This window comes from Rugamonas violacea (genome assembly GCF_016461825.1).
In the GTDB taxonomy this organism is placed as follows: domain Bacteria; phylum Pseudomonadota; class Gammaproteobacteria; order Burkholderiales; family Burkholderiaceae_D; genus Rugamonas.
In genome coordinates, this window is sequence record NZ_JAEMNU010000031.1 from 46,206 (window position 1) to 59,015 (window position 12,810).

A 12,810-nucleotide genomic window follows, 5' to 3' on the forward strand; every position below is an offset into this window, starting at 1 on the left:
TTTGCGGCCTGCCCGAAACGACCAACCTGCCATTTTGCCCATGACCGCACAAGCCTCCCAAACCGTCCCGAACGTGCTGCAACTGGCCGCCAGCGGCGCCATGTCGATTACCGATCTGTTTGGCGCCGCCGCGCAGTTGCAGGAGCACGGCCAGCTCGACGCCGCCATCGCCCTGTACCGGCTGTGGCTGGACCACACGGTCACGCCGCTGGCCTACGCCGCCTGCTTCAATTTGGCCGTGACCGTGTCGGCGGCCGGCGACGACATCGGCGCCGAGGCGATCTACCGCCGCGCCATCGCGCTCAATCCCGGCTTCGTCGAGGCGCGCCTCAACCTGGGCACCTTGCTGGAACGCTTGAACCGGCCCGACGAGGCGCTGGCCACCTGGCGCGAAATCCTCACGCCGGCGGTGCAGCCCGACGTCAGCGACAACCGGCCGCTCTACCTGCAAACCCTGAACAACCTGGGCCGCCTGCTGGAGATCCGCAAACAATATCCGGCCGCCGAGGCGATGCTGGCGCGCAGCCTGCGCGTCGACCCGCAGCAGGCCAACGTCATGACCCACTGGGTGCACCTGCGCCAGAAGCAGTGCGAATGGCCGGTCTACAGCGGCCTCGAACACATCTCCACCACCACCATGATGGACGGCACCTCGGCGCTGGCCATGCTCAGCGCCTCGGCCGATCCGGCCCAGCAGCTGGCCGCCGCGCGCCGCTTCGTCAACGAGAAGGTCAACGCCGCCGTCGCGCCGCTGACCGGCGCCTACGGCTACGCCCACAGCCGCCTGCGCATCGGCTACCTGTCGTCGGACTTCTGCTCGCACGCCGTCTCGATCCTGACCGCCGAGCTGTACGAACTGCACGACCGCAGCAAGGTCGAGGTGTACGCCTTCAGCTGGAGCCGCGAGGACCACTCGCCGATCCGCGCCCGCGTGGTCAAGGCGATGGACCACTACATCCGCATCGACGGCATGAGCGACGAGCAGGCGGCGCGCTGCATCCGCACCCACGAGATCGACATCCTGGTCGACCTGCACGGCCTGACCCTGGGCGCGCGGCCGAACATCCTGGCCTACCGCCCGGCGCCGGTGCAGATGACCTACCTCGGCTTCCCCGGCACCACCGGCCTGCCCGGCGTCGACTACGTGCTGGCCGACGAGTTCCTGATTCCGCCCGAGCTGGCCGCCAACTACACGGAAAAGCCGCTGTACCTGCCGGACACCTTCCAGATCAACGACCGCCAGCGCCTGATCGGCGCCCGTCCCAGCCGCGCCAGCGTGCAGCTGCCCGACGACGCCTTCGTCTTCTGCTCGTTCAACAACAACTTCAAGTTCACCCCCGAGGTGTTCGGCGTCTGGATGTCCATCCTCAAGCGCGTGCCGAACAGCGTGCTGTGGCTGGTGGCCGACTACGACGAGGTGCGCGAGAACCTGTGGCGCCACGCCGAGCGGGCCGGGATCGAACGCGGCCGCCTGATCTTCGCCAGCCGCGCCGTGCCGGCCGAATACCTGGCGCGCTACCAGCTGGCCGACCTGTTCCTCGACACCTTCCCCTTCAACGCCGGCACCACCGCCAGCGACGCGCTGTGGGCCGGCCTGCCGCTGCTCACCTGCGCCGGCAGCACCTTCGCCTCGCGCATGGCCGGCAGCCTGCTGCACGCCGTCAACCTGGCGCAGCTGATCACCCACAACTTCGCCGACTACGAGGAACTGGCGGTCGAACTGGCCAACGACCCGGAACGCATCGCCGCCATGAAGCGCCAACTGGCCGAGCAGCGCCAGACCTGCGCCCTGTTCGACAGCCCGCGCTTCGTGCGCAACCTGGAAACGGTGATGCAGCGCGTCGCCAAGCCGGCCGCGCCGCGCCTGGCCACGCCGCACGCGCCGCAGGCCCCGGCCGTCTCGCACGCCGCCCCGGCGCCGATCGGGGACATCCCGATCATCACCGTGTCCTACAACGCGCCCGACCTGATCGCCGCGCTGCTCGGCTCGCTGCGCAAGTTCTACACCAACCGCGTCTACATCATCGACGGCTCCAACCCCGACGTGGCCGAGCAGATCCGCGCCGTCGCCGCGCGCTTCGACAACGTCGAGTTCATCCCCTTCGGCTACAACATCCACCACGGCCCCGGCCTGTCCTGGGCCATCAACCATCTCGGCCTGAACGGCGAGGTGCTGTTCCTCGACTCGGACGTGGAGATCGTCAACCCCGGCTTCCTCGAATCGCTGCGCAGCCACCTGCGGCCCGGCATGTACGGCGTCGGCGGCATCCAGCCGGTCAACGAACAGGGTTACGACCGCGCCGACGGCGTGGTGCGCTACCTGCACCCGGCCTGCATGCTGACCAACATCGACGTGGTGCGCCAGTGGCCGATGCCGATCAAGCACGGCGCGCCGCTGATCGCCACCATGCTGGCGATCCACCGCGCCGGCCGCCACGAGCTGATCGCCACCATCGACTGGGTCTCCAACGACTTCAGCCGCGATCCGCAGCGCGTCTACATCAAGCACGACTGGCAGGGCACGGTGATCCGCACCGGCGGCTACCACTACGACATGCCGACCGCCACCGCGCAGATCAACGCCGACCTGCTGTCCTTCGTGCCGCTCGAAGCCGGCAAGCTGGTCGAACTGGGCTGCCGCGACGGCGCCTTCGCCAAGGCCTACAAGGCGCGCAACCCGATCTGCGACTACACCGGCGTCGAGCGCGCCCCCGGCCTGGCCCACGCCGCCCGGCCGCACTGCGACTTCGTCTTCAACCAGGACATCGAGCACGCCGGCGCCGAGCTGTGGGACCACGTCAAGGGCGCCGACTGCTGGGTGCTCGACGAGGCGCTGGAACAGCTCAACGACCCGTGGACCGTGCTGGCCAAGATCCGCGCCAACATGGCGCCGGGCGGCCGCCTGATCGCGGCGATGCGCAACTTCCAGCACTGGAGCACCCAGGCCCACCTGAACGCCGGCGACCTGCGCTACCAGCCCGGCGCCGTGCTCGACCCGGCGCGCCTGCGCCTGTTCACCCGTGGCGCCATGCTCGACATGTTCCAGCGCGCCGGCTTCCAGGTCAGCGGCGGCAGCGCCCGCATCATGGACGAGCCGGCGCGTGAAAAATACCTGCCGGCGATCCGCCTGATGGCCCAGGCCAGCGGCATCGATCCGGTCATCGCCGTCGAGGACGCGCTGCCGTGGCAGTACATCCTCGCCCTCGTCGCCGTCTGAGCCGGGCCGCCGCCCGCGCCGCCGCGCCGGCCCGCAGGGGCGGCGCGGCCAACTTCCAGGAGCACCGCATTCCATGAGCCTTCCCAAAGTCAGCATCGTCATCCCGTCGTACAAGCCGGCCCACTTCGAGCAGTGCCTCAAGTCGGCCATCGGCCAGACCTACCCGAACACCGAGATCCTGGTCAGCGACAACTGCCCCGGCGAGGACATCCGCGACATCTGCGCCCGCTATCCCGGCGTGATCTACCAGCGCAGCAGCGCGCTGCGCGAGGCCAACCTGCTGTCCTGCTTCTACTCCGGCAAGGGCAACTTCATCAAGCCGCTGTTCGACGACGACATCCTGCATCCCTTCTGCGTCGAGCGCATGGTGGCGGTGATGAACATGGACCCGCAGACCCAGCTGGTGTTCTCGGCCAGCCAGGTGATCAACTCCGACAACGAGCGCACCGAGACGCGCCGGCCCTACGAGGCCAGCGGCAGCATGCCGGGACGCGACATGCACCGCTCGATGGCGCTGGGCATGTGCAACTTCATCGGCGAGCTGACCAGCATCATGTTCCGCCGCGAGCAGCTGTGGAACATCGGCTGGCGCGACCTGTTCCGCATCGGCAGCCACGACTTCACGCTCGGCCTGGCCGACGTCGCCGCCTACTGCAACCTGGTACAGGGCGGCAACGCCTTCTACATCGACGAGGAGCTGACCTACTTCCGCCGCGACCAGCGCCTGCAGTCGAACTCCAACCCGAACTCCAACCCCAACTTCGGCAACTGCTTCTCCGACTACATCGACCTGCTGGTGGTGTCGCACGAGGGCGGCCAGATCAGCCACGCCGAACTGCTCGAACTCGGGCCGCAGGTCGACGCCGTCTGCGTCCGCCTGGGCAATGTGTTCGAACAGATGGCGCGCGCGCGCCAGCGCTACCTCGACTACTGCGCCGCCCTGGCGGCCCAATAAACCGCATCCACGGAGCCCCACCATGCAAATCCTCGACCAATGCCAGTTGATCGACCTGCCCAAGCACCACGACCCGCGCGGCAACCTGTCGGTGATCGAGGGCGGCGTCCACGTCCCGTTCGACATCAAGCGGGTCTACTACCTGTATGACGTGCCGGGCGGCTCGGCGCGCGCCGGCCACGGCCACATCGAGCTGCAGCAGCTGTTCATCGCCATGTCCGGCAGCTTCGACGTCATCGTCGACGACGGCTACAGCCGCAAGAAGGTGCAGTTGAACCGCTCCTACCACGGCCTGTACGTGCCCGGCATGATGTGGCGCGAGGTCGACAACTTCTCCTCCGGCGCGGTCTGCCTGGTGCTGGCCTCGACCATGTACGACCCGAAGGACTACTACCACGACTACGACGAATTCGTCGCCGCCGCCCACAACCACCGCGAAGGCGGCATCAACCTGCGAGACCAGCCATGAGCGTCCCCTTCCTCGATCTGCAAGCCATCAACCTGTCGCAGGCCGACGAACTGGAAGCGGCCTTCAAGCGCGTGCTGCACTCCGGCTGGTATGTGCTGGGCAGCGAAACGGCCGCCTTTGAAAGCGCCTTCGCCGCCTACAGCGACAGCCGCCACGCGGTCGGCGTGGCCAACGGCCTCGACGCCATCTTCCTGATCCTCAAGGGCTACGGCATCGGCCCCGGCGACGAGGTCATCGTGCCGAGCAACACCTTCATCGCCACCTGGCTGGCGGTCAGCCACTGCGGCGCCACGCCGGTGCCGGTCGAACCCTGCGCCGACGGCTTCAACATCGACCCGGCCCGCATCGAGGCGGCCATCACGCCGCGCACCAAGGCCATCATGCCGGTCCACCTGTACGGCCAGACGGCCGACATGACGCCGATCGTCGCGCTGGCCCGGCGCCACGGCCTGAAGGTCATCGAGGACGCCGCCCAGGCGCACGGCGCGCGCTACCACGGCGAACGCGCCGGCCAACTGGGCGACGCCGCCGCCTTCAGCTTCTACCCCGGCAAGAACCTCGGCGCCCTGGGCGACGGCGGCGCCGTCACCAGCAACGACGCCGAACTGTGCGAACGCATCCGCACCTTGCGCAACTACGGCTCCAAGGTCAAGTACTACAACGAGGTGGCCGGCTACAACTCGCGCCTGGACGAACTGCAGGCCGCCCTGCTCAACGTCAAGCTGCCCAAGCTCGACCTCGACAACGCGCGCCGCCGCCAGATCGCCGCCATCTACAACCAACGCCTGGCCGGCATCGACGGCCTGCGGCTGCCCCACGTGCCCGACTGGGCCGAGCCGGTCTGGCACCTGTACGTGCTGCGCCACGCCCAACGCGACACGCTGGCCGAGGCGCTGGCCGAGCGCGGCATCGGCACCATCGTGCACTACCCGGTGCCGCCGCATCTGCAACCGGCCTACGCCGCCATGGGCCACCAGGAAGGCGACTTCCCGCTGGCCGAGGCGATCCACCGCGAGGTGCTCAGCCTGCCGATCGGCCCGACCATGACCGACGCCCAGGCGTTCGAGGTGGCCGACGCCGTGCGCGCCATCCTCGCCGCCTGAGGAGGGCCGCCATGATCCATCCCAGCGCCATCGTCGCGCCGGGCGCCAAGCTGGGCGCCAACGTCAGCGTCGGCCCGTTCAGCATCATCCACGACAACGTCGAGATCGGCGCCGGCTCGGTGATCGACGCCTACTGCGAGATCGGCTACCCGACCCCGCTGGCCGACGGCCTGCCGCTGCGCATCGGCGCCGGCGCGCGCATCCGCTCGCACTCGGTGTTCTACCAGGGCTCGACCTTCGGCGCGCGGCTGGTCACCGGCCACCGCGTCACCGTGCGCGAAAAAACCACCGCCGGCGTCGCCTTCCAGATCGGCACCATGAACGAGATCCAGGGCGACTGCACCATCGGCGACCATGTGCGCTGCCAGTCCAACGTCTTCATCGGCAAGATGACGACGATCGGCGACTTCGTCTGGCTGTTCCCCTACGTGGTGCTGACCAACGACCCCCACCCGCCCAGCAACCTGCTGCTCGGCTGCCAGATCGGCGACTACGCCGCCATCGCCGCCATGTCGGTGGTGCTGCCCGGCGTGAAGGTCGGCCGCCACGCCCTGGTGGCCGCCGCCAGCAAGGTGCACCGCGACGTCGCGCCGGCCACCGTGGTGGGCGGCAATCCGGCGCGCTACCTGTGCGACACCAGCACCATCCGCCTGCGCGACGGCAGCGAACAGCCGGCCTACCCGTGGACCACGCACTTCCGCCGCGGCTACCCGGCCGAAGTCACCGCCGGCTGGGACGCGCCGGCCGACTTGAGCGAGCAGGACACGCCGCCGTAACGGCGGCGCCGGCGCCATGACCCAGCAACTCAACGCCGCCATGGCCGCCGGTAACGTGGCCGAAGCCGCCACGCTGGCCTTCGCCCTGGCCGGCCTGGGCGAACTGCCCATCGCCGAGCTGTTCGGCATCGCCGGCATGCTCGGCGCCCAGGGCCGTGGCGAACAGGCCGACGCGCTGTACCGCCTGTGGCTGCGCAACACCGACTCGCCGCTGCTGTACGCCGGCTGGTACAACCTGGCCGTGCTGCAGGTGCAGGCCGGCGACGAGCGCGGCGCCGAACAGTCCTACCGCGCCGCCCTGGCGCTGCGCGAGGATTTTTCCGAGGCCGGCCTCGGCCTCGGCTCGCTGCTCGAACGGGCGCGCCAGTACGACGCCGCGCTGGAGCAGTGGCGCCAGACGCTGGAACGGGTCGACCCGGCCGCGCCCAACCACGCCGCGCTGCAGGTCCAACTACTCAACAACATCGGCCGCCTCAGCGAGAACCGCAACCGCCACCACGAGGCCGAGGAAGCCTTCACCCGCAGCCTGCGCCTGAATCCCCAGCAGGCGCCCGTCATCACCCACTGGGTCCACCTGCGCCAGAAGCAGTGCGCCTGGCCGGTGCTGGCGCCGTTGCCCGGCCTGGGCGAGGCCGAGCTGCTCGGCGCCACCTCGGCGCTGGCCACCCTCAGCGCCAGCGACGACCCGGCGGTGCAACTGGCCGCCGCGCGCCGCTACGTCAAGGAGAAGGTGCTCAGCGGCGTGGCCCCGCTGTCCGACCCGCGCGGCTACCGCCACCGCCGGCTGCGCGTCGGCTACCTGTCGTCCGACTTCTGCTCGCACGCCGTCGCCATCCTCACCGCCGAGCTATACCAGTTGCACGACCGCGCCCGGGTCGAGGTCTTCGGCTTCTGCTGGAGCAACGAGGACGGCTCCGGCCTGCGCGCCCGCGTGGTGCGCGGCATGGACCACCACGTGCGCATCGTCGACATGAGCGACGAGCAGGCGGCGCGCTGCATCCGCTCGCACGAGATCGACATCCTGGTCGACCTGCACGGCCTGACCCTGGGCGCCCGCCACGACATCCTGTCCTGGCGCCCGGCGCCGGTGCAGATCGCCTGGCTGGGCTTCCCCGGCACCAGCGGCATGGACAGCATCGACTACGTGCTGGCCGACCCCTTCGTGCTGCCGCCGGCGCTGGCGCCCCACTTCACCGAGCAACCGCTGTACCTGCCCGACACCTTCCAGGTCAACGACCGCCAGCGCCTGGTCGGGCCGCGCCCCGGCCGCGCCGACTGCGCCCTGCCGGCCGAAGGCTTCGTCTTCTGCAGCTTCAACAACAACCACAAGCTCACCCCCGAGCAGTTCGCCAGCTGGATGCGCATCCTGCAGCGCGTGCCGGCCAGCGTGCTGTGGCTGGTGGCCGACAGCGAACAGGTGCGCGACAACCTGCGCATGGCCGCGCTGCGCCACGGCGTGCCCAGCGAGCGCCTGGTGTTCGCCGAGCGCGCCCTGCCGTCCGACTACCTGGCGCGCTACCAGACGGCCGACCTGTTCCTCGACACCCTGCCCTTCAACGCCGGCACCACCGCCAGCGACGCGCTGTGGGCCGGCCTGCCGCTGCTGACGCGCGCCGGCCGCAGCTTCGCCGGCCGCATGGCCGGCAGCCTGCTGCACGCCGTCGGCCTGCCCGAGCTGGTCACCGACAGCGTGCAGGACTACGAGGACACGGCGGTGCGCCTGGCCGGCGCACCGGCCGAACTGGCCGCGCTGCGCCAACGCCTGGCCGCCAACCGCGACGCCAGCGCCCTGTTCGACAGCCCGCGCTTCGTGCGCAACCTGGAGCAGCTCTACCTGCGCGTGGCGCGCGGCAGCCTGCTGGCCGCCGACGCCGGCGCCGACGCGGCCGACGATGCCGCCGGCGCGGCGGCGCGCGCCCTGCCGCTGGTCAGCATCCTGCTGCCGGTGAGCGGCGCCGACGGCCTGCTGGCGACCTTGGCCGGCGCGCTGGCGCAAAGCTACACGCAGTGCGAGATCGTGGTCAGCGACAGCAGCGCCGACGGCATCTGCCGCGCCCTGTTGGCGCCGTATCTGCACGGCGGCGGCGATGGCGATGGCGACAACCGCGCCACGCCGCGCCTGCGCTACAGCCACGCCGCCGGCCTGAGCCCGGCCGACAACCTGAACCACTGCCTGGCGCTGGCGCTGGGCCAGTACCTCGCCTGCACCGAGGCCGGCGAGCTTCTGCACGCCGACAAGATCGCCCGCATGATGCACTGCTACCTGAACTACCCCGGCATCGGCCTGGTGGTGGGCTGGCGCCAGCCACAGGACGGCAACGGCGCCGACCTGCCGGAGCAGCCGATGTTCGGCATCGACACGGCCGTCGGCGGCGCCTCGCTAACCGCGCTGCTGCTCGGCGGCGAGGCCGGCGCCGCGCTCTGCGAGCCGGGCGCCATGCTGCTGCGCCGCGCCGACATCGGCGCCGCGCTGGGCCGCTACCAGGGCCGCCAGTACCAGCAATTGGGGGGCCTGGCCACGCTGCTGACGGCGCTGGCCGGGCGCGACTGCGTCTACCTGTCGCAGCCGCTGGGCAGTTATTTGGCGCCGGCACAGCCCGACGCGGTGGCCGGCCACGCCGCCTCGGCGCGCACCCTGGCACGCGCGCTGGAGAGCCTGAACCTGTTGTATCAAGTCCACGCCCAGAATCTGCTGCCGGGCGGTCCGGCACGCTTCAAAACGCTGCTGGCGGCGCGCCTGGCCGCCTTGGCCGCCCTGGTCACTGGCGAGCACGCCCGGCTCGGCGCCGAGCAGCCGCAAATCGACGAGCTTTGCCGCCTGATGCAGCAGGGTTACCGTCTGTTGCTGAGCGATTGAGCTGCCACGCGCCTCAGCACATAGACGTCCACAAAGGAGGACAAAACACGGCATTACGGCGCCGGCCGTGGCGTGAAAACAGCGCCCGCGCGCCCATCCGGTAAATTCCCCGGGGAAATTCGCCATCGCGTCCCCTGAAGCCCCAAACCACCCTTGCTTTTCGTTTAGAATAACCGGCAGGTGGGGGACAATACACTCGACAACCAACCCTCACACGACAATTCGGGACACGCATGAAAGCAGTGATATTGGCAGGTGGACTGGGCACCAGGCTCAGCGAAGAAACGACTGTCAAACCGAAGCCGATGGTGGAGGTCGGCGGCAAGCCGATCCTGTGGCATATTTTGAAGAGCTACTCCTTCCACGGCATCAACGACTTCGTCATCTGCTGCGGCTACCGCGGCTACGTCATCAAGGAATTCTTCGCCAACTACTTCCTGCACACCTCGGACGTCACCTTCGACCTGCAGAAAAATTCGATGGAGGTGCACGAGCGCCACGCCGAACCCTGGCGCGTGACCCTGGTCGACACCGGCGAGAGCACCATGACCGGCGGCCGCCTGAAACGGGTCCGCCAGCACGTCGAGAACGACGAGGCCTTCTGCTTCACCTATGGCGACGGCGTGGCCGACATCGACATCGGCGCCTCGATCCGCTTCCACCAGGCGCACGGCAAGCTGGCCACCATGACCGCGGTGCAGCCGCCGGGCCGCTTCGGCGCCATCGACATCGACGGCCAGCGCATCGTCAGCTTCAAGGAAAAACCGCAGGGCGACGGCAGCTGGATCAACGGCGGCTACTTCGTGCTGTCGCCGAAAGTCATCGACTACATCGACGAGGACAGCACCACCTGGGAAAAGGAACCGATGGAGACGCTGGCGCGCCAGGGCCAGATGGACGCCTACCTGCACAACGGCTTCTGGCAGCCGATGGACACGCTGCGCGACAAGGTCCTGCTGGAAGACCTGTGGCAGAGCGGCAAGGCGCCGTGGAAGCGCTGGCCATGAGGCCTGGCTTCTGGCACGGCAAGCGGGTCTTCCTGAGCGGCCACACCGGCTTCAAGGGCAGCTGGCTCAGCCTGTGGTTGCAGCGGATGGGCGCCGAGCTGACCGGCTTCGCGCTCGACGCGCCGAGCCAGCCCAGCCTGTTCGAGGTGGCCGGCGTGGCCGCCGGCATGCGCTCCATCGTCGGCGACATCCGCGACGCCGCCGCGCTGAGCCGCGCCATGCAGGAGGCGCGGCCGGAGATCGTCATCCACATGGCGGCCCAGGCCCTGGTGCGCCACTCCTACGCCCACCCGGTCGAGACCTACTCGACCAACGTCATGGGCCTGGTGAATTTCTTCGAGGCGGTGCGCGCCACCCCCGGCGTCAAGGCGGTGGTCAACGTCACCAGCGACAAGTGCTACGAGAACAAGGAATGGGCCTGGGGCTACCGTGAGAACGAGGCCTTCGGCGGTTACGACCCCTACAGCAACAGCAAGGCCTGCGCCGAACTGGTCACGGCCGGCTACCGCTCCTCCTTCTTCAATCCGGAAAAATACGCCGAGCACGGCGTCGCCCTGGCCTCCGGCCGGGCCGGCAACGTCATCGGCGGCGGCGACTGGGCCGAGGACCGCCTGATCCCCGACATGGTGCGCGCCATCGGCGCCGGCCGGCCGGTGCAAATCCGCAGCCCGCACGCGATCCGCCCCTGGCAGCACGTGCTGGAGCCGCTGTCGGGCTACCTGACCCTGGCCGAGCACCTGTACCAGCAAGGCGCCGCCTTCGCCGAGGGCTTCAACTTCGGCCCGCACGACAGCGACGCCCGCCCGGTCGAATGGATCATCGAGCGCCTGTGCCAAAGCTGGGGCGAGGGCGCCGCCTGGCAGCTCGACGCCGCGCCGCAGCCGCACGAGGCCCACTATTTGAAACTGGACTGCTCCAAGGCGCACGCCCGCCTGCGCTGGCAGCCGCGCTGGAACCTGGGCCAGACCATCGACCACATCGTCGCCTGGCACCAGGCCCACGGCGCCGGCGCCGACATGCGCGCGCTGACCCTGGCGCAAATCGAGCAATATCAAAACACCGCACACAGCACAAATTAAGTAAGGTCGGAACCATGAGCGAACAGCAAACCCAAGAACAACTCCGCGCGCAAATCCGCGCCCTGGTGGCCCAGTACGGCGCCCTGGCCAGCGCGCCGCGTCCCTTCGAACCCGGCGTCACCGTGGTGCCGCCGGCCGGCAAGGTGGTCGGCGCGCCCGAGATGGAGCTGATGGTCGAGGCCTCGCTCGACGCCTGGCTGACCACCGGCCGCTTCAACGACCAGTTCGAAGCCAAGCTGGCCAAGCTGATCGGCGTACAGCACCTGATCACCGTCAACTCCGGCTCCTCGGCCAACCTGGTCGCCTTCAACACGCTGACCTCGCCCAAGCTGGGCGAGCGCGCCATCCAGCCCGGCGACGAGGTGATCGGCGTGGCCGCCGGCTTCCCCACCACCGTCAACCCGATCCTGCAGTTCGGCGCCATTCCCGTCTTCGTCGACGTCGAGCTGGGCACCTACAACATCGACGTCACCCAGTTGGAGGCGGCCATCTCGCCGAAGACCAAGGCGATCATGCTGGCCCACACCCTGGGCAACCCGTACAACCTGGAAGTCGTCGTCGCGCTGTGCAAAAAGCACAAGCTGTGGCTGATCGAGGATTGCTGCGACGCCCTCGGCTCGACCTACAAGGGCCAGATGGTCGGCACCTTCGGCGACATCGGCACGATGAGCTTCTACCCGGCCCACCACATCACCATGGGCGAGGGCGGCGCGGTGTTCACCAACGACCGCGAGCTGAAGATGATCGCCGAGTCCTTCCGCGACTGGGGTCGCGACTGCTACTGCGCGCCGGGCAAGGACAACACCTGCGGCAAGCGCTTCTGCTGGAAACTGGGCACCCTGCCGGAAGGCTACGACCACAAGTACACCTACGGCCACCTGGGCTACAACCTGAAGATCACCGACATGCAGGCGGCCTGCGGCGTGGCCCAGATCGACCGCGCGGCCGGCTTCATCCAGGCCCGCAAGGACAACTTCGCCTACCTGAAGGAGCGCCTGCAGTCCTGCGCCGAGTTCCTCATCCTGCCCGAGGCCACCGAGCATTCCGACCCGTCCTGGTTCGGCTTCCCGATGACCCTCAAGCCGGCCGCCAACGTCGCCCGCGTCGACCTGCTGACCTATCTGGACCAGCACAAGATCGGCACCCGCCTGCTGTTCGCCGGCAACCTGACGCGCCAGCCCTACATGATCGGCCGCAACTACCGCGTCTCCGGCGAGCTGACCAACACCGACCGCGTGATGCACGACACCTTCTGGATCGGCGTCTTCCCCGGCCTGAGCCGCGAAATGCTCGACTTCACCATCGACAAGCTGGAAGCCTTCTTCGGCGTCGGCGGCTTCTGACCCG

9 protein-coding genes are annotated in these 12,810 nt (G+C 69.0%); all 9 read left to right on the forward strand.

All coding sequences use genetic code 11. The annotated features are described in order from the left end of the window. The first annotated feature begins 40 nt into the window (after positions 1-40). The 9 genes from H7U20_RS06010 to rfbH all read left to right on the forward strand — a co-directional run bounded on the left by H7U20_RS06010 (position 41) and on the right by rfbH (position 12,806). Positions 41-3,217: an O-linked N-acetylglucosamine transferase family protein gene (locus H7U20_RS06010; RefSeq protein WP_199518704.1), complete on the forward strand. Its 3,177-nt coding sequence runs from the start codon at positions 41-43 to the stop codon at positions 3,215-3,217. A gap of 73 nt (positions 3,218-3,290) precedes the next feature. After that, a complete protein-coding gene (locus tag H7U20_RS06015; protein WP_199518705.1) occupies positions 3,291-4,172 on the forward strand; it encodes a glycosyltransferase in 882 nt (293 codons plus the stop codon). A gap of 22 nt (positions 4,173-4,194) precedes the next feature. Then, the gene (locus tag H7U20_RS06020; RefSeq protein WP_199518706.1) at positions 4,195-4,641 is read left to right on the forward strand and encodes a sugar 3,4-ketoisomerase; all 447 of its coding nucleotides are present in this window, start codon (positions 4,195-4,197) and stop codon (positions 4,639-4,641) included. Further along, positions 4,638-5,744: a DegT/DnrJ/EryC1/StrS family aminotransferase gene (locus H7U20_RS06025; RefSeq protein WP_199518707.1), complete on the forward strand. Its 1,107-nt coding sequence runs from the start codon at positions 4,638-4,640 to the stop codon at positions 5,742-5,744. Before H7U20_RS06020 ends, H7U20_RS06025 begins: the two co-directional genes overlap by 4 nt. Positions 5,745-5,755: 11 nt before the next feature. Then, positions 5,756-6,520: an N-acetyltransferase gene (locus H7U20_RS06030; protein WP_199518708.1), complete on the forward strand. Its 765-nt coding sequence runs from the start codon at positions 5,756-5,758 to the stop codon at positions 6,518-6,520. A 16-nt stretch (positions 6,521-6,536) separates the two neighbouring features. Beyond that, positions 6,537-9,377, forward strand: coding sequence for an O-linked N-acetylglucosamine transferase family protein (locus tag H7U20_RS06035; RefSeq protein WP_199518709.1), 2,841 nt, complete (start codon positions 6,537-6,539; stop codon positions 9,375-9,377). Between the two features lie 233 nt (positions 9,378-9,610). Beyond that, the gene (gene rfbF / locus H7U20_RS06040; RefSeq protein ID WP_199518710.1) at positions 9,611-10,384 is read left to right on the forward strand and encodes a glucose-1-phosphate cytidylyltransferase; all 774 of its coding nucleotides are present in this window, start codon (positions 9,611-9,613) and stop codon (positions 10,382-10,384) included. Continuing rightward, entirely contained in the window at positions 10,381-11,463 is a 1,083-nt protein-coding gene (gene rfbG / locus H7U20_RS06045) for a CDP-glucose 4,6-dehydratase (RefSeq protein ID WP_199518711.1), read from the forward strand. Before rfbF ends, rfbG begins: the two co-directional genes overlap by 4 nt. Before the next feature lie 14 nt (positions 11,464-11,477). Further along, positions 11,478-12,806: a lipopolysaccharide biosynthesis protein RfbH gene (gene rfbH, locus H7U20_RS06050; protein WP_199518712.1), complete on the forward strand. Its 1,329-nt coding sequence runs from the start codon at positions 11,478-11,480 to the stop codon at positions 12,804-12,806. The last annotated feature ends 4 nt before the right edge of the window (positions 12,807-12,810 follow it).

Excerpts from the sequence above, each read along its gene's own strand:
- rfbF (WP_199518710.1), top strand. The coding sequence starts at position 9,611 with ATGAAAGCAGTGATATTGGCAGGTGGACTGGGCACCAGGCTCAGCGAA.
- H7U20_RS06025 (WP_199518707.1), top strand. The coding sequence starts at position 4,638 with ATGAGCGTCCCCTTCCTCGATCTGCAAGCCATCAACCTGTCGCAGGCC.
- H7U20_RS06010 (WP_199518704.1), top strand. The coding sequence starts at position 41 with ATGACCGCACAAGCCTCCCAAACCGTCCCGAACGTGCTGCAACTGGCC.
- H7U20_RS06020 (WP_199518706.1), top strand. The coding sequence starts at position 4,195 with ATGCAAATCCTCGACCAATGCCAGTTGATCGACCTGCCCAAGCACCAC.
- rfbG (WP_199518711.1), top strand. The coding sequence starts at position 10,381 with ATGAGGCCTGGCTTCTGGCACGGCAAGCGGGTCTTCCTGAGCGGCCAC.
- H7U20_RS06015 (WP_199518705.1), top strand. The coding sequence starts at position 3,291 with ATGAGCCTTCCCAAAGTCAGCATCGTCATCCCGTCGTACAAGCCGGCC.
- rfbH (WP_199518712.1), top strand. The coding sequence starts at position 11,478 with ATGAGCGAACAGCAAACCCAAGAACAACTCCGCGCGCAAATCCGCGCC.
- H7U20_RS06030 (WP_199518708.1), top strand. The coding sequence starts at position 5,756 with ATGATCCATCCCAGCGCCATCGTCGCGCCGGGCGCCAAGCTGGGCGCC.
- H7U20_RS06035 (WP_199518709.1), top strand. The coding sequence starts at position 6,537 with ATGACCCAGCAACTCAACGCCGCCATGGCCGCCGGTAACGTGGCCGAA.